General features: G+C 65.9%; 19 protein-coding genes. 8 read left to right on the forward strand and 11 right to left on the reverse strand.

The features are described 5' to 3' along the window. The first annotated feature begins 459 nt into the window (after nucleotides 1-459). On the forward strand, nucleotides 460-711 hold the full coding sequence (gene oprI / locus JZZ72_RS12515) for an outer membrane lipoprotei OprI (protein WP_037058464.1): 252 nt from the start codon (nucleotides 460-462) through the stop codon (nucleotides 709-711). A gap of 122 nt (nucleotides 712-833) precedes the next feature. Here the strand turns inward: oprI and JZZ72_RS12520 are convergent, their stop codons facing one another. The 3 genes from JZZ72_RS12520 to JZZ72_RS12530 all read right to left on the reverse strand — a co-directional run bounded on the left by JZZ72_RS12520 (nucleotide 834) and on the right by JZZ72_RS12530 (nucleotide 2868). Continuing rightward, nucleotides 834-1805 carry a L,D-transpeptidase family protein gene (locus JZZ72_RS12520; protein ID WP_210014521.1) on the reverse strand — a complete coding sequence of 324 codons (972 nt, stop codon included), beginning with the start codon at nucleotides 1803-1805 and terminating at the stop codon, nucleotides 834-836. Nucleotides 1806-1918: 113 nt separating this feature from the next. Continuing rightward, nucleotides 1919-2206, reverse strand: a complete 288-nt coding sequence (locus JZZ72_RS12525) for a hypothetical protein (protein WP_043863089.1) — start codon at nucleotides 2204-2206, stop codon at nucleotides 1919-1921. Nucleotides 2207-2262: 56 nt separating this feature from the next. After that, nucleotides 2263-2868 carry an arylesterase gene (locus JZZ72_RS12530; RefSeq protein ID WP_043863090.1) on the reverse strand — a complete coding sequence of 202 codons (606 nt, stop codon included), beginning with the start codon at nucleotides 2866-2868 and terminating at the stop codon, nucleotides 2263-2265. A gap of 10 nt (nucleotides 2869-2878) precedes the next feature. Between JZZ72_RS12530 and JZZ72_RS12535 the strand changes: the two genes are divergently transcribed. The 3 genes from JZZ72_RS12535 to greB are packed head-to-tail and all read left to right on the forward strand — an operon-like array spanning nucleotide 2879 to nucleotide 6604. Then, nucleotides 2879-3562, forward strand: a complete 684-nt coding sequence (locus JZZ72_RS12535) for an ABC transporter ATP-binding protein (protein ID WP_043863091.1) — start codon at nucleotides 2879-2881, stop codon at nucleotides 3560-3562. Continuing rightward, nucleotides 3563-6070: an ABC transporter permease gene (locus tag JZZ72_RS12540; RefSeq protein WP_054915689.1), complete on the forward strand. Its 2508-nt coding sequence runs from the start codon at nucleotides 3563-3565 to the stop codon at nucleotides 6068-6070. Between the two features lie 36 nt (nucleotides 6071-6106). Further along, entirely contained in the window at nucleotides 6107-6604 is a 498-nt protein-coding gene (gene greB / locus JZZ72_RS12545) for a transcription elongation factor GreB (protein ID WP_043863093.1), read from the forward strand. Between the two features lie 4 nt (nucleotides 6605-6608). Here the strand turns inward: greB and JZZ72_RS12550 are convergent, their stop codons facing one another. From JZZ72_RS12550 to JZZ72_RS12560, 3 genes are all read right to left on the reverse strand, one after another. Continuing rightward, the gene (locus JZZ72_RS12550) at nucleotides 6609-6917 is read right to left on the reverse strand and encodes a hypothetical protein (protein ID WP_054915688.1); all 309 of its coding nucleotides are present in this window, start codon (nucleotides 6915-6917) and stop codon (nucleotides 6609-6611) included. A 361-nt stretch (nucleotides 6918-7278) separates the two neighbouring features. Then, a complete protein-coding gene (locus JZZ72_RS12555) occupies nucleotides 7279-7710 on the reverse strand; it encodes a DoxX family protein (RefSeq protein WP_043863095.1) in 432 nt (143 codons plus the stop codon). Between the two features lie 106 nt (nucleotides 7711-7816). Next, nucleotides 7817-9238, reverse strand: a complete 1422-nt coding sequence (locus JZZ72_RS12560) for an MltF family protein (protein WP_043863096.1) — start codon at nucleotides 9236-9238, stop codon at nucleotides 7817-7819. Nucleotides 9239-9402: 164 nt separating this feature from the next. On the opposite strand from JZZ72_RS12560, the gene JZZ72_RS12565 reads away from it, so the two are divergent. The 3 genes from JZZ72_RS12565 (at nucleotide 9403) to JZZ72_RS12575 (ending at nucleotide 12065) form a co-directional block, all read left to right on the forward strand. Beyond that, nucleotides 9403-10209 (forward strand): TatD family hydrolase, encoded by an 807-nt coding sequence (locus tag JZZ72_RS12565; RefSeq protein WP_054915687.1) that lies wholly within the window; start codon nucleotides 9403-9405, stop codon nucleotides 10207-10209. 86 nt (nucleotides 10210-10295) lie between these two features. After that, a complete protein-coding gene (locus JZZ72_RS12570; RefSeq protein WP_054915686.1) occupies nucleotides 10296-11774 on the forward strand; it encodes a methyl-accepting chemotaxis protein in 1479 nt (492 codons plus the stop codon). A gap of 84 nt (nucleotides 11775-11858) precedes the next feature. Continuing rightward, complete coding sequence (locus tag JZZ72_RS12575) at nucleotides 11859-12065, forward strand: hypothetical protein (protein ID WP_052504289.1); 207 nt, start codon at nucleotides 11859-11861, stop codon at nucleotides 12063-12065. A 1-nt stretch (nucleotide 12066) separates the two neighbouring features. Here JZZ72_RS12575 and JZZ72_RS12580 read toward each other — a convergent pair whose 3' ends face one another. The 3 genes from JZZ72_RS12580 to JZZ72_RS12590 form a co-directional block, all read right to left on the reverse strand. Continuing rightward, complete coding sequence (locus JZZ72_RS12580; protein ID WP_043863099.1) at nucleotides 12067-12870, reverse strand: acyl-CoA thioesterase; 804 nt, start codon at nucleotides 12868-12870, stop codon at nucleotides 12067-12069. Between the two features lie 84 nt (nucleotides 12871-12954). Then, nucleotides 12955-13722, reverse strand: a complete 768-nt coding sequence (locus JZZ72_RS12585) for a CHAD domain-containing protein (protein ID WP_100634710.1) — start codon at nucleotides 13720-13722, stop codon at nucleotides 12955-12957. Nucleotides 13723-13736: 14 nt separating this feature from the next. After that, on the reverse strand, nucleotides 13737-14015 hold the full coding sequence (locus JZZ72_RS12590) for a hypothetical protein (RefSeq protein WP_043863101.1): 279 nt from the start codon (nucleotides 14013-14015) through the stop codon (nucleotides 13737-13739). A gap of 160 nt (nucleotides 14016-14175) precedes the next feature. Here JZZ72_RS12590 and JZZ72_RS12595 point away from each other — a divergent pair, with 160 nt between their 5' ends. Next, complete coding sequence (locus JZZ72_RS12595) at nucleotides 14176-15195, forward strand: patatin-like phospholipase family protein (protein ID WP_078480475.1); 1020 nt, start codon at nucleotides 14176-14178, stop codon at nucleotides 15193-15195. A 16-nt stretch (nucleotides 15196-15211) separates the two neighbouring features. Here JZZ72_RS12595 and JZZ72_RS12600 read toward each other — a convergent pair whose 3' ends face one another. Next, nucleotides 15212-15910 carry a response regulator gene (locus JZZ72_RS12600; RefSeq protein ID WP_043863103.1) on the reverse strand — a complete coding sequence of 233 codons (699 nt, stop codon included), beginning with the start codon at nucleotides 15908-15910 and terminating at the stop codon, nucleotides 15212-15214. Further along, the coding region (locus JZZ72_RS12605; RefSeq protein ID WP_236066266.1) for an ATP-binding protein at nucleotides 15907-16058 on the reverse strand (152 nt) is incomplete at its 5' end. The genes JZZ72_RS12600 and JZZ72_RS12605, both read right to left, overlap by 4 nt.

Genomic DNA, 16058 nt, shown 5'->3' on the forward strand with positions numbered 1-16058 from the left:
TCCGGCGAAGGAACCTCTACGCCACCCCGTGCCCGTTTGGACAGCGAGAACAGCCTGGTTGTTCTCTGGCAACTGAGCACCCACAAATAGTAGGCGCCCAGTGCACAGATGCTCAAGGTACTTGATCGTAAAAAACCTGCACTTGCAGCATGCGAACACGGCAGCGAGCCACACTGCCAACAGTAGCCGGATGATGTAGTGGTAAGACGAACAATGACACTTGGAGTCACTTTTAGTTCACTACAAAGACGCATTTACAGCGGTGTTTCAGCGCCGCTACAAAAGCGCCTGCATTCTTTTCACACCCCCGCCGGGGCGGCCTGCGCAACCGCGCAATTTTTTTCCGGTTCTTGCGCTCGGTCAGTTTACTTACTACAAGTAATGGGTACTATGTACGCCGGCCAGTTTCTCTTTGTTGAGAGATGGCTCTTTAATAGAAAGTCCTTGAAGGGGAACACGATGAACAACGTTCTGAAATTCTCTGCTCTGGCTCTGGCCGCAGTACTGGCCACCGGTTGCAGCAGCGTCTCCAAAGAAACCGAAGCCCGTCTGACTGCAACCGAAGACGCAGCAGCCCGTGCACAAGCTCGTGCCGATGAAGCCTACCGCAAGGCTGATGACGCTCTGGCCGCCGCTCAGAAAGCTCAGCAAACTGCTGACGAAGCTAACGAGCGCGCTCTGCGTATGCTGGAAAAAGCCAGCCGCAAGTAATAATCCCTCGGGATTGTTAAAAAGCCGACCCACCTGTGGGTCGGCTTTTTTATTGCCTGCAGAACCGTCCTGCGCAAACGACGAGGCCCGCATGAAGCGGGCCTCGTGCAAACACAGGCGGGTTACTGCATTTCGAGCGGAACGCTCGATACCATCGGCGCACCGGCGTCACCCGGCACCGCGATCTCTACCGGGATACCATCTTCGGCCGCCACCACGTCACGCACCATGTCCCAGTTCATGCGCAGGTTGTTGGCCAGGTCTTCGCGCTTGAGCAGGGCATTGATCACTGCCGTGTGCTTGTCGACCACCGACGGGTCGCCCTTGTCATCCAGCGGGGTATGCGCCTCGAGGTAGACCTTGCCACCACTGAGGCCGAACTTGTACGGCTCGTTGATGATGCGCACCGAAGTCCCCACCGGGGCCATGCTCGCCAGTTGCAGCACGTTGTTGTTGAGCATGCGGAAACAGCCATGGCTGGTACGCATGCCGATGCCGAACTTCTTGTTGGAACCGTGGATCAGGTAGCCCGGTACGCCCAGGGTGAACTTGAACGGGCCCAGCGGGTTGTCCGGGCCGGCCGGCACCACGTTGGGCAACGGATCACCGTCGGCGGCGTGCTCGGCCTTGATCGAGGCCGGTGGGGTCCAGGTCGGGTTCGGCGTCTTGGCCGTGACCTTGGTGTTGGCAATAGGCGAACCCCAGCCTTCGCGGCCGATGCCCAGCGGGAAGGTGTGCACCACGTTCTCGCCTTTGGGGTAGTAGTACAGGCGGTACTCGGCAAGGTTGATCACGATGCCTTCGCGCGGGCCCGGCGGCAGGATGAAACGGGTCGGCAGCACGATCTCGGTGCCGGCGCCTGGCAACCAGGGGTCCACGCCCGGGTTGGCCGCGACCATTTCCAGGTAGCCCAAGTCGTTGGCGGTACCGATGTCGGCGAAGGTGTCCTCATACTTGGCCTTGATCACCTGGACCTGGCCGATGACATCCTCGCCCGGCGGCGGCAGGGGGAACTCCAGAGCGGCAACAGGGCCCGCCGCCAGCAGGGCGGCCAGGGACAGGCAACGGGTGACGGCGGGAAAGCGCGGCAACATCCGGGAAATCCTTCGCTAATTCAGGTGGGTCAAGCGGGCAATTGTACACCGCCCCCTGCGGGATCGGGAGGCATCCGGGCACAGAACCCTTGCCAAACGTAAAAGATCCGACGTCAGGCCTGCAGCTCGGGCCATACCGGACGCGTGCCGCGCCGCTGCGCCTCGAGGATCGCCCGGCACAGGCGGCACAGGCGCTGGTCACGGTAGATGCTGCGTTCCACACCCGACCAGCGCGGTTGCGCCGGCAACAGGGTGCCACACAGGGTACGGTCGACGGAGCCGCCCAGTTCGAGTTGGCGGGCGATCAGGTGGACGCGACTCTCCTGGCAGGCGAACAGGTCAAGCTGTTCGTCAGGCTCGATCAATTGATAGGCATACAGGGACCAGGCGGGACGCGGCATCGGGGGCTCCAAATCGGGGGCGCAACATTAGCCGAAAGCCGATCAGTATAAAAGCGTCAAAGCAGCGGTTTTATTGATGGCCAGGCATTTTCCAGCAACTGCGCCTGGGCGCCCTGCCCCGGATGGATGCCATCGGCCTGCATCAACTCGGGCACGCCACCTACCCCTTCGAGAAAGAACGGCACCAGCGGCACGTCCTTTTCCTTGCCAAGATCGGCATACACCTGTGCGAACGCATCGGTGTAGCGCTTGCCATAGTTGGGTGGCAGGCGCATGCCCAGCAGCAGCACCCTGGCACCGGCATCACGGGAGCGGTCGATCATCGAGGCAAGATTTTGTTGCAATTGCGCCGGTGCCTGCCCGCGCAGCCCGTCATTGCCGCCCAGCTCCACCACCACCAGGCTGGGCTTGTGCTCTGCAAGCAGCGCAGGCAGCCGCGCCTGGCCCCCGGCACTGGTGTCGCCACTGATCGAGGCATTGACCACCTTGTCATCGAAACCCTCGGCCTTGAGCCGCTGTTCGAGCAGGGCAACCCACCCCTGACGGGTATCCAGGCCAAAAGCGGCACTGATACTATCCCCAACGATCAACACCGTTCCTGCCGATGCGCCCTGGGCCATGCACAGCAAGGCCAGGCCTGCACTCAATAACCACACTCGCATTGGATTCTCCATGGGCCCCAGCATCTTGACTGCGCGCAACCTTAGCAAAGTGGTCCCCAGCGCGGAAGGCGACCTGACCATCCTGCACGAACTGAGCCTGGAATTGAAACAGGGCGACAGCCTGGCCATTGTCGGCGCCTCCGGCTCGGGCAAGTCCACCCTGCTCGGCCTGCTGGCCGGCCTCGACCTGCCCAGTGCAGGCTCGGTGACACTGGCCGGGCACGACCTGGGCCCGCTCGACGAAGACCAGCGCGCCCAGGTCCGCGCCGAGCATGTCGGCTTCGTGTTCCAGTCGTTCCAGCTGCTCGACAGCCTCAATGCCCTTGAGAACGTGATGCTGCCGCTGGAGCTGGACGGACGCCGCGATGCCCGCGAACACGCCCGCAGCCTGCTCGAACGGGTCGGCCTGGGCCAGCGCCTGAGCCATTCGCCACGCCAGTTGTCCGGCGGCGAGCAGCAGCGGGTGGCAATTGCCCGCGCCTTTGCCGCCGAGCCTGCGGTGCTGTTCGCCGACGAGCCCACCGGCAACCTCGACAGCCACACCGGTGAACGCATCAGCGACCTGCTGTTCGAACTGAACAAGGAACGCGGCACCACCCTCGTCCTGGTCACCCACGATGAACGCCTGGCGCACCGCTGCGGCCGGCTGATTCGCCTGGAAGCCGGCCACCTGGTCACCCCGCTGGAGCCCTAGATGGCACACCTGTCGTTTCTGCGCCTGCCGCGCCTGGCGTTGCGTCAACTGATGCGCGATGCACGCGCCGGCGAACTGCGCGTGCTGTTCTTCGCCCTGCTGGTGGCCGTGGCCGCCAGCACCGCCATCGGCTACTTCGGCGCCCGCCTGAACGGCGCCATGCTGCTGCGTGCCACCGAGTTCCTTGGCGCCGACCTGGTGCTGCAGGGCAGCGCCCCGGCCACCCCGGAACAGATCCGCAACGGCGAACAGCTGGGCCTGGCCCATGCGAAAGTGGTCGAGTTCTCCAGCGTGATCGCCACCGACAACGGTATCCAGCTCTCCAGTGTCAAGGCTGCCGGCACGGGTTACCCGCTGCGCGGGGAGCTGCGCAGTGCCGCCGAGGCCTACGGGCCGGAGGTGGCCGGCGGTGGTCCGGCGCCGGGCGAAGCCTGGGTCGAGTCGCGCCTGCTGGCGGCGCTGAACCTCAAGATCGGTGACAGCGTCGACGTGGGCATGAAGACCCTGCGCCTGAGCCGCGTGCTGACCTATGAGCCGGACCGCGCCGGCAACTTCTACAGCCTCACCCCGCGGGTGCTGATGAACCTCGCCGACCTGGATGCCACCGGCGTGGTGCAGCCCGGCAGCCGGGTCACCTACCGCGACCTGTGGCGCGGCGAGCCCCAGGCCCTGGCAAGCTACACCCAGGCTACCAAGGCGGGGCTTGCCGCCCACCAGCAACTGCGCGACTCGCGTGACGGCAACCAGCAGATCGGCGGTGCACTGGGCAAGGCCGAACGCTACCTGAACATGGCCAGCCTGGTGGCGGTGCTGCTGGCCGGCGTGGCCGTGGCGCTGTCGGCCAGCCGTTTTGCCATGCGCCGCTTCGATGCCAGCGCCCTGCTGCGCTGCCTGGGCCTGTCCCGGCGCCAGGCGCTGAGCCTGTTCTGCCTGCAACTGGCGATTTTGGGCAGCGTGGCAGCCCTGGGGGGCGCACTGCTCGGCTGGCTGGCGCAACTGGGTCTGTTCGCCCTGCTACAGGGCCTGCTGCCTTCGCAGGTGCCGCCAGGCGGCATCGCCCCGGCCCTGGCCGGGATCGCCACCGGGCTGGTGGCGCTGGCCGGCTTCGCCCTGCCGCCATTGGCAGCGCTGGGCCGGGTGCCGCCGCTGCGTGTACTGCGCCGCGACCTGCTGCCGGTGCCGGCAAGCAGCTGGCTGGTGTATGGCGCAGCGCTGTTGGCCCTGGGCCTCATCATGTGGCGCCTGAGCCTGGACCTGCTGCTGACCTTCGCCCTGCTCGGCGGCGGTCTGGTGGCCGCGCTGGTGCTGGGCGGTCTGCTGCTGCTCGGCCTGCGCAGCCTGCGCCGGCTACTGGCCGGCGCCCCGCTGGCCTGGCGCCTGGGCCTGGGGCAACTGCTCAAGCATCCGCTGGCGGCGGCAGGCCAGTCGCTGGCCTTCGGCATGATCCTGCTGGCCATGGCCCTGATCGCCCTGCTGCGCACCGAGCTGCTCGACACCTGGCAGAACCAGCTGCCCAAGGATGCTCCCAACTATTTCGTGCTCAACATCCTGCCGGACGACAAGGACACCTTCGCCCAGCGCCTGAACGAATTCTCGGTCCATGCCGCGCCGTTGTTCCCGGTGATTCCCGGGCGCCTGACGCTCATCAATGGCGAGCCGGTGCGCGAGATCGTCAGCAAGGAATCCACCGGTGACCGCGCCGTCCAGCGCGACCTGAGCCTGACCTGGGCCGCCGACCTGCCCCAGGGCAACACCTTGAGCGCCGGTCAGTGGTGGCAGGCGCAGCCAACGGCCGATGCCTTGCCCGGCGTGTCGGTGGAGGCGCAGCTGGCCGAGAGCCTCAAGCTCAAGCTGGGCGACACCCTGACCTTCAGCATCGGTGGCCTGGAGCGCCAGGTACAGGTCAGCAGCCTGCGCACGGTCAACTGGGACAGCTTCCAGCCCAACTTCTACATGATCTTCCAGCCCGGCACCCTGCAGGACCTGCCGACCACCTATCTCACCAGCTTCTACCTGGCCCCAGGCCACGACCAGCAGGTAGTGGCCCTGTCGCGAGCGTTCCCGGCAGCCACCATCCTGCAGGTCGATGCGCTGCTGGAGCAGTTGCGCAGCATCCTGGCCCAGGTGACCCTGGCGGTACAGTACGTGCTGCTGTTCGTGCTGGCGGCGGGCCTGGCCGTGTTGTTCGCCGGGCTGCAGGCCACCCTGGACGAGCGCATCCACCAGGGTGCGCTGCTGCGGGCACTGGGCGCCAGCCGCAGCCTGCTGGTCAAGGCCCGGCGCATCGAGTTCGGCCTGCTGGGCGCTGCCAGCGGCCTGCTCGCGGCGCTGGGCACCGAACTGATCAGCCTGCTGCTGTACCGCTACGCATTCGACCTGCACTGGAGCCCGCACCCGTGGCTGCTGCTGTTGCCGGTGATCGGTGCGTTGCTGGTGGGGGGTGCGGGGGTATTCGGCACGCGCCGGGCGCTCAATGCCAGCCCGCTGACAGTGCTTCGCGAGGGCTGATAGACTCGGCGGCTACCTACCCGAGCCTGGAAGCCCATGAGCCGATACCGCCCGCCCCGCACTGCCGGCACCGCACTGATCACCCCACAGGGCGAGGCGCGCATGCGCGCCGAGCTGCATGAACTGTGGCATGTGCGCAGGCCCCAGGTGACCCAGTCGGTCAGTGAGGCAGCAGCGCAAGGTGACCGTTCGGAAAACGCCGAATACACCTACGGCAAGAAGATGCTGCGCGAAATCGACAGCCGCGTGCGCTTCCTGACCAAGCGCCTGGAAAACCTGAAAGTGGTGAGCGAACGGCCCAGCGACCCGAACAAGGTGTACTTCGGGGCCTGGGTCACGGTCGAGAACGAAGACGGCGAACAATCGCGCTACCGCATTGTCGGGCCCGACGAGCTGGACTTGAAACTGGGCCTGATCAGCATCGATTCGCCCCTGGCCCGCGCCCTGATCGGCAAGGCGCTGGACGCTGAAGTGCGGGTGCAGACACCGACTGGCGAACAGACGGTGTACATCGTCGAGATCGAGTACCCCTGAGCGATCAGGCGCGGGTGATCAAGCCCTGGCGGGCGACGCGGGTCAGGTGGTGGATCACTTCGGCGGCATCGGCCCTCGAGGGCGCCTGCACCACGGCCAGGTCGAAACGGTCGTTGCCGAACCGGGCGAGGGTTTCGCAGGAGTCGGCGAACTGGATCAGGAACGCCGTGGCACGGCCTTTGGGGCGGGGCCAGCCATCGAGGTAGCGCAGCAGCGTCGGCTGGTGTTTGCCGCTCAGCAGAATGCGCGGCGTGCGAGCCGCCTGGCTGGTAGGGAGAGGGGTGAGGCAAACGCTGGTACGTGGGCAACTCATGGTGTACTTCTCTGTGCCTCGCAGATCCCGCTGGGCTGCGGTGCGAGGCGTCACCGAACCAGCGCTTTAGCGGTATTCGGACGACCTGCTGGTGGTCTTCCTGCGCCCCGCAAGTAGCTGTTTAAATCGGCGCAAGCCAGCATCCTAGAGAAGCGCCGGCCCGGCTGTCAACAATGCCATCGTCTGATAAACGACCCGGACGCCGGAAAAACAAGCGAGTTTCTCGCATTCGACGGCGACGCCGGTTCCTGCACTTGCCGGCGCCCCTGAAGGCGCCTGCGTTGCCGCAGAAGCAAGCAGCCGGGTCGGGCACAAAAAAGGGCCTGCAATGCAGGCCCTTTTTGTGCCACAACGCCAAGGCTCACTTGGCGATCATGCGGTCCACCGACGCCCTGCCCGCCCCTTCCACCAGTACCGCAATCGCGCCACCCAGCAGCGCCAGGGCGAACTCATAGCCGTTGTTGGCCATGAACAGACCGTTGCCGATGTGCACCGAGAAAATCGCCACCAGCAGCAACCCCACCAGCGCCAGGGCCGCCGGGCGTGCCAGCAGGCCGATGACCAGTGCCAGCCCGCCGAAGAACTCGGCACCACCGGACAGCGCCGCCATCAGTGTCGGCGGGGTCAGCCCCAGGCTTTCCATGTACTGCGCGGTGCCTGCCAGCCCGCCGCCACCAAACAGGCCGAACAGCTTCTGCGAGCCATGGGCCATGAAGATGATGCCGATGAAGATGCGCAGTACGGTAATGCCCCAGCCGGCGCGGGTGAACAATACGGAGTTGATGGCGTTCATGCTGTCTTCCTTAAGCGATGCAGGTGTGTGGTAGAGGTCGCCATCTTAATCATATTTTCAAATGTTAAAATCGCGATTATCTGCACATACCAATCGTAATTTTCGATTACTTTCGTGAGGCCACTTTTCGTCCCCGGGCTTCCAGCGCGTCGCGTTCGCGGTCGAATGCCAGAAAGTACTTGTTGACGCTATTAACATAGCTGACCGGCCCCATTCCCACCTGCTCGAGCGCCACACGCTCTACCTGAAAGAACCACTGGTTGGGGTTCAGGCCGCGTCGCCGCGCCTCGGCCCGCATGGCCTGAACCCGCTCCGGTCCCAGGTTGTAGCCGGCCAGCACGAACGCCATGCGCTCGCGTTCGTTGAGCTGGTTGCTGGAAAAGAACTTGCGCCGGATCAGTGCCAGGTAGCGCGCGCTGGCCTGTACATTGCCATCGACATTGGCGATATCGCTGATCCCCACCCGCTGCGCCGCACCGGGGGTGATCTGCATCAGCCCATGGGCGCCACCTGCGCCCCTGGCCGCCGGGTCAAGGGCCGACTCCTTGAACGCCAGTGCCGCCAGGTTCAGCCAGTCCAGGTTCTGGGCCTGGGCGTGACGCTGCAGCACCGGCCGCAGTTTTTCCAGGCGCTGGCGGTTGGCCTGGGCCAGCGGGTAATGCACCTTGTACAGGCGCCGGTAGATACGCTCGAACGCCACATCCTGATCGGCCGGGGCGTGATACCCCTTGAGGAAGCGATCGACACTGGCGTGCAGCATCGCCGCGTCGCGGCGCACGTACCAATGCATCGCCTCGGGCTGGGCCAGCTGCACCTTGCGCTGCACCAGCAGCTTGGGCATCACCTGCGCCCAGCGCCGGGCAATCGGCTGTTCGACCACGGTCAGGTGGAAGATGCCGGCCTGCACCATTTCCAGCACATCCTCCACCGCAAGGCTGGGGTCCGCCCATTCCACCTTGAGCGGCGCCAGCTTGCGCAGGGCCAGGCGCTGGTTGATTTCGTGGAGGGTATCGCCTGCCGCACTCGAACTGGTCAGGGTCACGGTGCGGCCGGCAAGCTGCTCGACGCGCTGGTAGGTCCGTTCGCCCTTGCGCCCCACCAGCACCAGCGGCACATTCTCCAGCACCGGGTCGCTGGCCATCACCCCGCGGGTGGAACTCAAATCGATCAGCTCGCCGGGCGCCACCAGATCGCCCTCGCCACGCTGCAATGCGCCGATCAACTGGTCCTTGGCCTTGGGGATGATCTTCAGGCGGATCTGCTGACCGTCACGGGCACGCCCGTTGAGATAGTGCTCGAAGGCGATCAACCGATGGTATTCGATGCCCACCGGCTGGCCCTTGACCTCGCCGGAGCTGTTGCGGCTCTGGTTGACCAGCACGCGCAACACCCGGCTTTCACGGATCTGCGCCAGGTCGCGCACCTTGGCCGCAGGCACCGCCTGCTGCGGGCCGGGCAGGCGTGCGTGGGCCGGGCCGGCGCACAGCAGGCCCACACACAGCAAAAAAAGCCAAAGTGATCGCGTCATCCGGTCTCCGGCAAAGGGCCGCGATTGAGTATTTGACGCCATAATGAGCGGTCGGTCCGTGACAATTGACCGCAAAAGACCGCGACAACTTCTTGAAGTTCTTGGCGTTATTGGTATTTTTCGGCGCTGCCAAGCGCTTTTGCCGCACAACCTGAGGTAGCACCATGCAACTCATCGACATCGGCGTCAATCTGACCAACCCAAGTTTCGACGGCAAGCACGAGGCCATCTTGCAGCGTGCCGAGGCCGCCGGGGTGCATCAGATGCTGGTGACCGGTACAAGCCTGGCCGGCAGCGAAGCCGCGCTACACCTGTGCGAGCAACTCGACCCGCAGGCCCGGCGACTGTTCAGCACGGCCGGTGTACACCCCCACGATGCCAGCAGCTGGAACAGCGACACCGCGCGCCATCTGCGCGCGCTGCTCGAACAGCCACGGGTGCACGCGGTGGGTGAATGCGGGCTGGACTTCAACCGCGACTTCTCGCCGCGCCCGCAACAGGAAAAGGCCCTGGAAGAACAACTGGCGCTGGCGGTGCAGCTGCAGATGCCGGTGTTTCTGCACGAGCGTGATGCCAACGAACGCCTGTTGCAGATTCTCAAGGACTACCGCGACCACCTGCCCGCCGCCGTGGTGCACTGCTTTACCGGCGAGCGCAGCGCCCTGTTCAGCTACCTGGACCTGGACCTGCACATCGGCATCACCGGCTGGATCTGCGACGAACGTCGCGGTACCCACCTGCACCCGCTGGTTGCCAGCATCCCCACTGGCCGCCTGATGCTGGAGAGCGACGCCCCCTACCTGCTGCCCCGGACCCTGCGCCCCAAACCCAAAAGCGGTCGCAACGAACCGGCCTACCTGCCCGAAGTGCTGCGCGAAGTGGCCCTGCACCGGGGCGAGACACCCGAGCAGGTGGCTGCGCACACCAGCGACTGCGCCCGGCGCTTCTTCGGGCTCCCCGACATAGTTTGACGCATATCAAGATTTGTCTTTGAATTGGCTGGCACACTGATGGCACCTTGCCAAATTGTTTCCGCTCAATCAGAGAAGACCTATCCATGGGTGCCTGGCTCAGCAATATCTCACTGAAGTACAAGTTCTGGGCGGTGAACGCAGTCGCCTTCGTCACAACCCTGTTCGTGGTGCTGTATGCGGTGCACCTGGAAACCCGCGCCAGGGCCGAGACGGCCCAGGCCCGGGTGCAATCCGAAGCCCGCCTGCTGGCCGCCTGGCCCGCCGGCCAGGCCTTGCCGCAGAACGCCACCTGGGTCAGCTTCACACCCGGGCAGGCGCCCACCTTCGATGGCCAGGCGTTGCCGGCCCTGGCCACTGCCCAGGGCTGGGTCGAGCTGAACGGCATGCCGCTGCTGGGCAGCGACCCGCTGATCGGTGCGCAGGTCATCCAGCGCGATGGCCAGCAGATCGCGGTACTGGCCCAGGCCCCGAGCATGGCGCAGGTGTTCACCGACCGCTTCGTCAACTATGCGGTGTGCGTACTGATCCTGATGCTGGCCATGCTGTGCGCTTCGCAGTTGCTGATCCGCTTCCTGCTCAGCCAGCTCAACATCCTCAAGGACGTGATGCTGCACGTCGAGAAGACCGGTGACCTGTCGGCACGGGTGCCGCTGTCCTGCGGCGACGAGATCGGCCAGATGGCCAGCGCCTTCAACGCCATGCAGACCACCTACCACCGCGTGGTCAACACCGTGGCGCGAACCGCCGCGCAGCTGGATGCCGGCGCCGCGCGCCTGGCCGCCAGCATGAACGAGGTGCGCCACGGCATGCTCGGCCAGCAGAGCGAAACCGACCAGGCCGCCACCGCCATCAACGAAATGACCGCCACCGTCTACCACATCGCCCAGCATGCCGGCGCCACACGCGACCTGTCGCAAAGCGCCGACACCCTGGCCGGCAGCGGCAAGGACGTGGTCAGCCGCGTGCAGTCGTCGATCTCGGGGCTCTCCACCGGCGTGCAGCAGACAGCCGAGATGATTCGTCAACTGGCCGAGGACAGCCAGAAGATCAACAGCGTGGTCGGGGTGATTCACAGCATCGCCGAACAGACCAACCTGCTGGCCCTCAACGCGGCGATCGAGGCGGCCCGTGCCGGCGACCTGGGCCGCGGTTTCGCGGTGGTCGCGGACGAGGTGCGCAACCTGGCCAAGCGCGTGCAAAGCTCCACCGACGAAATCACCACCATGGTCTCTGCCCTGCAGGCCGGCACCCGCGATGCGGTGGAGTTCATGACCGAGAGCTCGTTCAAGGCCGACGACTGCGTCAAGCAGGCCCAGGAAGCCGGCGAGGCCCTGGCGGAGATCACCGGCGCGGTGGCGCAGATGCGCGAGAGCAATACCCAGATCGCCGTGGCGGCCGAACAGCAGAGCCAGGTGGCCGAAGAGATGAACCGCGCAGTGGTGAGCATCCGCGACGTGACCGAAGAGACCGTGCAGCAGACCGTCGACTCGGCCACCACCAGCAGCGAACTGGCCACCCTGGCCGGCGAGCTGAACAAGGCCATCGGTCAACTCAAGCTATAAACGCGATAGCCGCGCGCAATTGGCCCCCTGGCGGGGGCCAAACTACGCTTGGGTTATCCGTTTTGCACCTTGAGGAGAACCGTGATGAACAAGCACCTGTTTCACCTGCCCCACTGGCATCACGCCCCTCGTACCCCCACCAACATCGCGCTGCAGCTGATTGCACTGCCGCTGCTGGCCATCGGCGCGCTGCTGGTCTTGAGCGGCGCGCTCGACGCCGACCTGGGCACCCTGGCCGTCGGCGTCATCGGCCTGCTGGCCGGTGTGGCGGTGGAGCGCCAGCGCCAGTGATTCAGGCGAACACGGTCACCGTCTGGCGGCTGATGGCAAGCAAATCACCGGCCCCGTTCCACAAGGCGGCCGCCACATGGCCGTAGCCGTCACGCGCGTAGTCGATCTGGGCGCAGTACTGGCACCAGTCCAGGGTGGTCAGGCTGGCCACCGGCTGCACGAACTCGATGGTCCAGGTCAGGGTGCTGCCGGCAGCGGGCTTGCTCAGGTGCGGCATCAACGCCGGTGGCCAGGCATCGACCAGCGCCAGCAGGTGGGCTTCGGTCACCGGCTCCTCGACCACATCCTCACCGCGCAGGCGCACCCAGCCGCCCATTTCGCGTGACCGGCTACCGCTGAACGGCAAGCCGCCAATGCCCCAGCGCATGGCCAGGTGGCGAATGAACTCGGGGGTCACGCCCTTGATGAAGGGCAACTCGGGGCTGGACTCGGCAAGGCTTTTCATCGGCACCGGCGCCAGCCCTGACACCTGCACCACCGAATCGCGCCCGGCACCGAAACTGCCCTGTACCAGGGTCACCACCTGGCCATTCTGTACCGCGCGCCCCAGCAGCGAGCTGACCGCCTTGCCGTCACGCAACAGCTCCACCTCGAAACTGATCGGCACCCCAGGCTCGGCCGGCCCTACGAAGGTGATGGCCAGCGAGCGCACCGGACGGTCCGGGGCGACCTTGGCGTGCATGGCCTCGTACACCAGCGCCGCCATCAGCCCGCCGAAACAGGCACGCCCCTGGGCCCATTCGGCCGGGATGGTCACCGCCTGGGGCTGCAGGCGCACGGCGGTGAGCAGTTGGGAAAAATTCATCGGGACCTCGACCAGTGGGCAAATGTGGCGATGTTAACCAGCCGCCGCGCCGCGCACAGGCCGCATTTGCGCCAAACACGCGACTTATCGACGTTGGATTTCGCTCAGCAGTGTCTCCAGCGTGCGGTCGGCACGTTGCTCGGCCGCCGCCTGTTGCGCCTGCCAGTGCGCCACGCAGGGCGCCAGGCCAGGCTGCTGCTCGGCCTGCAACAGCCACTGCAACAGGTCGTGCCAGTCGCCCAGATCGCCCTGGGCGCGCTTGAGCCCGCGGCGCAGGGCCGGGCGCAGGCGTTCGAGCTGTGGGTAGGCCTCGGCGCCATAGCGCACCCGCTTGATCAGCAGGCGCAGGCGGTGGCGGTCGTGCGCCGGGTCGTTCATGGCAGCCTGCAGGTTGCGCCACTGCTTGTGCAGGCGCTTGCCCACCCGCGCCTCCAGGCGGCGTACCAGGCCCTGGCGCTGGGCCGCGCGCAGGAACATCGGGAAGGCATCGATGATCGCCAGCAGCCGCGCAAGCTCGGCGCTGGCCGCCACCCGGGCAAAGGTGCGGGCCGGGTCGCCAAGCTGCTGGCGGGCCACCTCGGGCAGCCCGCGTTCGAGCAACTGCGCGGCCAGCACCTCGCGATCGCGCAGCGGCGTGGTCAGGCGCCCCAACTCGGCGGCAGCATCCTCCAGCTTGTCCACCCCCGGCAGCCCGCGCAGGGGCCGCAGCAGGCTGCGCAGGCGACGCACGCTGGTACGCAGGTCATGCAGCGCCTCACTGTCGGTATGGGCCGCCAGGCGCGCCTGGCAGGCCAGCAGGCGCACGTGCAGGGTCAGCACCTGGGCGATCACATGGTCGAGCATTGCCGACATGGCCTGGTCCTCCCTCAGCGCCCGGCGCGCGATTCACGGATGTAGAAGCGTGCCTTCTCGGCCTTGTTGCTGCAGCCTTCGAAGGCTTCGAACTGCTGCTGGGTCTTGGCGCCGGTCAGCAGCGACAGGGCCTTGGAATAGCTGACCGTGCCGGCGAAGCCCTCGGCCTTGGCCAGGTCCAGCTCCTTCCAGGCCGAATCCAGCTGATTGGCGCAGCTGTCCCGGTACGCCGTCTTGCCGGCGCAGCCGCTCAGTACCAGGGCAATCAGGGGCAGGCAGATCCAGGCTTTCATCGGTGTTACCTCAAAAGGAAAATGTTCGGGGTGGCACTTCGACGGCACGCACGCTGAAAAGTGCCCTGCTCAGCGTAGCCCAGCGCTTGTCACGATTGAAGCACAGCCCTGAATGGGTGCATTGTTAGGCCCACGAGCAGAACAGCCGCAAGGAACGACCATGAGCAAACGCGTAGCACTGGTGCTGGGGTCGGGGGGCGCCCGAGGGTATGCACACATCGGCGTGATCGAGGAGCTGGAGCGGCGCGGCTACGACATCGCCTGCATTGCCGGCTGTTCGATGGGCGCAGTGATCGGCGGCATCTACGCCGCCGGCAAGCTCGACGACTACCGACGCTGGATCGAGAGCCTGGATTACCTGGATGTGCTGCGCCTGGTGGACGTGAGTTTCAGGCTGGGCGCGATTCGCGGCGAGAAGGTGTTCGGGCAGATCCGCAAGATCGTCGGCGAGGTCAACATAGAGAACCTGCGCATCCCCTACACCGCAGTGGCGGCCGACCTCACCAACCAGCAGGAGATCTGGTTCCAGGAAGGCTGCCTGCACCAGGCCATGCGCGCCTCGGCGGCGATCCCCAGCCTGTTCACCCCGGTGGTGCAGGGCAACCGCATGCTGGTCGATGGCGGCATCCTCAACCCGTTGCCGATCATCCCGGTGGTGTCCAGCCACTGCGACCTGATCGTGGCGGTGAACCTCAACTCCACCAACCAGAAGCATTACCAGTTGCCGGTGATCGAGCGGCCGGCGGCGTTCAAGTTGCGCTTCGACAACCTGATCAACTCGCTGGGCTCGCACCTGCCGTTCCGGCGCAAGGCCGCCGAAGGGCTGATCCGCATCGAGCAGGCGGCGCCCAACCCGTGGCTCAGCGATGCGGCCGAGCCCGAGGCGCAGCAGCCCTCGGCGGCGCCCGAGACTGACGGCGCGCCGAAATCGGCGGCCGGCTCGTTCATTGTCGACAACGTGGGCCCGGCTTCGCTGCTGGACCTGATCAACCAGAGCTTCGAGGTGATGCAGACGTCGCTGGCGCAGTACAAGATCGCCGGCTACCCGCCGGATGTACTGATCAACGTGCCCAAGCGGGTGTGCCGGTTCTTCGAGTTCTACAAGGCGCCGGAGCTGATCGCGCTGGGGCGCGAGATTGCACGCGATACGCTGGACAACTATGAGGCCGAGAGGCGCTAGGCCGGCGAAGAGGCCCTCAAGCCTGCTCCGGCCCGATCAACCGATACCCCACACCCGGCTCGGTCACGATGAACCGCGGCGCCGTCGGGTCGTCCCCCAGTTTCTGCCGCACATGCGCCACCACGATGCGCAGGTAGTGGCTGTCCTCCACATGGGTGGGGCCCCAGATATCCTTGAGCAACTGCTGCTGGGTGATCACCCGCCCCGGGTGACGCGCCAGTTGCGCCAGCAACGCATACTCCTTGCGGGTCAGCGCCACCTCCTCGCCCGCCAGGGTCACGCGCCGGTAGGCAAGGTCCACGGTCAACGGGCCGAAGCGCGGCGCCGACTCTTCGGCCACCGCCTGGGGCACCTGGCGCAGCAACGCGCGCACCCGCGCCAGAAACTCCTGGATGCCGAACGGCTTGGTCACGTAGTCATTGGCCCCGCCGTCCAGCGCCTCGACCTTCTGCACTTCGCTGGCCCGCACCGACAACACCAGCACCGGCACCTGGCTCCATTCGCGCAGTTCGCGCAGCACCTGCTGCCCGTCCATGTCGGGCAACCCCAGATCGAGCACCACCAGCTCCGGCCGACCCAGCGCCGCCTGGCTCAGGCCCTCGGCACCGGTGCCCGCCTCCAGCACCTTGTAGCCCTGCGAGCCAAGGCTGATGCGCAGGAACTTGCGGATCTGCGGTTCGTCGTCGATGACCAGCACGGTCGCGGTCTGGCTCATGGGGTCTCGCTGTCCAGTTCAGGTTGGGCCGGAAGCGGCAAGCATAGTGTGATGCAGGTGCCACGGCCATCGATGCCGTCCTCTACACGGATCTGCCCGCCATGGGCGCCGATCATGCCCTGGCAGATCGCCAGCCCCAGCCCCGTGC

Origin of the sequence: Pseudomonas palmensis (assembly GCF_017848315.1) — a bacterium.
In the GTDB taxonomy this organism is placed as follows: domain Bacteria; phylum Pseudomonadota; class Gammaproteobacteria; order Pseudomonadales; family Pseudomonadaceae; genus Aquipseudomonas; species Aquipseudomonas palmensis.

Bases quoted from the DNA above. Each gene is read 5' to 3' on its own strand.
- oprI (WP_037058464.1), top strand. From the start codon at position 460: ATGAACAACGTTCTGAAATTCTCTGCTCTGGCTCTGGCCGCAGTACTG.
- JZZ72_RS12520 (WP_210014521.1), bottom strand. From the start codon at position 1,805: ATGTTGCCGCGCTTTCCCGCCGTCACCCGTTGCCTGTCCCTGGCCGCC.
- JZZ72_RS12525 (WP_043863089.1), bottom strand. From the start codon at position 2,206: ATGCCGCGTCCCGCCTGGTCCCTGTATGCCTATCAATTGATCGAGCCT.
- JZZ72_RS12530 (WP_043863090.1), bottom strand. From the start codon at position 2,868: ATGCGAGTGTGGTTATTGAGTGCAGGCCTGGCCTTGCTGTGCATGGCC.
- JZZ72_RS12535 (WP_043863091.1), top strand. From the start codon at position 2,879: ATGGGCCCCAGCATCTTGACTGCGCGCAACCTTAGCAAAGTGGTCCCC.
- JZZ72_RS12540 (WP_054915689.1), top strand. From the start codon at position 3,563: ATGGCACACCTGTCGTTTCTGCGCCTGCCGCGCCTGGCGTTGCGTCAA.
- greB (WP_043863093.1), top strand. From the start codon at position 6,107: ATGAGCCGATACCGCCCGCCCCGCACTGCCGGCACCGCACTGATCACC.
- JZZ72_RS12550 (WP_054915688.1), bottom strand. From the start codon at position 6,917: ATGAGTTGCCCACGTACCAGCGTTTGCCTCACCCCTCTCCCTACCAGC.
- JZZ72_RS12555 (WP_043863095.1), bottom strand. From the start codon at position 7,710: ATGAACGCCATCAACTCCGTATTGTTCACCCGCGCCGGCTGGGGCATT.
- JZZ72_RS12560 (WP_043863096.1), bottom strand. From the start codon at position 9,238: ATGACGCGATCACTTTGGCTTTTTTTGCTGTGTGTGGGCCTGCTGTGC.
- JZZ72_RS12565 (WP_054915687.1), top strand. From the start codon at position 9,403: ATGCAACTCATCGACATCGGCGTCAATCTGACCAACCCAAGTTTCGAC.
- JZZ72_RS12570 (WP_054915686.1), top strand. From the start codon at position 10,296: ATGGGTGCCTGGCTCAGCAATATCTCACTGAAGTACAAGTTCTGGGCG.
- JZZ72_RS12575 (WP_052504289.1), top strand. From the start codon at position 11,859: ATGAACAAGCACCTGTTTCACCTGCCCCACTGGCATCACGCCCCTCGT.
- JZZ72_RS12580 (WP_043863099.1), bottom strand. From the start codon at position 12,870: ATGAATTTTTCCCAACTGCTCACCGCCGTGCGCCTGCAGCCCCAGGCG.
- JZZ72_RS12585 (WP_100634710.1), bottom strand. From the start codon at position 13,722: ATGTCGGCAATGCTCGACCATGTGATCGCCCAGGTGCTGACCCTGCAC.
- JZZ72_RS12590 (WP_043863101.1), bottom strand. From the start codon at position 14,015: ATGAAAGCCTGGATCTGCCTGCCCCTGATTGCCCTGGTACTGAGCGGC.
- JZZ72_RS12595 (WP_078480475.1), top strand. From the start codon at position 14,176: ATGAGCAAACGCGTAGCACTGGTGCTGGGGTCGGGGGGCGCCCGAGGG.
- JZZ72_RS12600 (WP_043863103.1), bottom strand. From the start codon at position 15,910: ATGAGCCAGACCGCGACCGTGCTGGTCATCGACGACGAACCGCAGATC.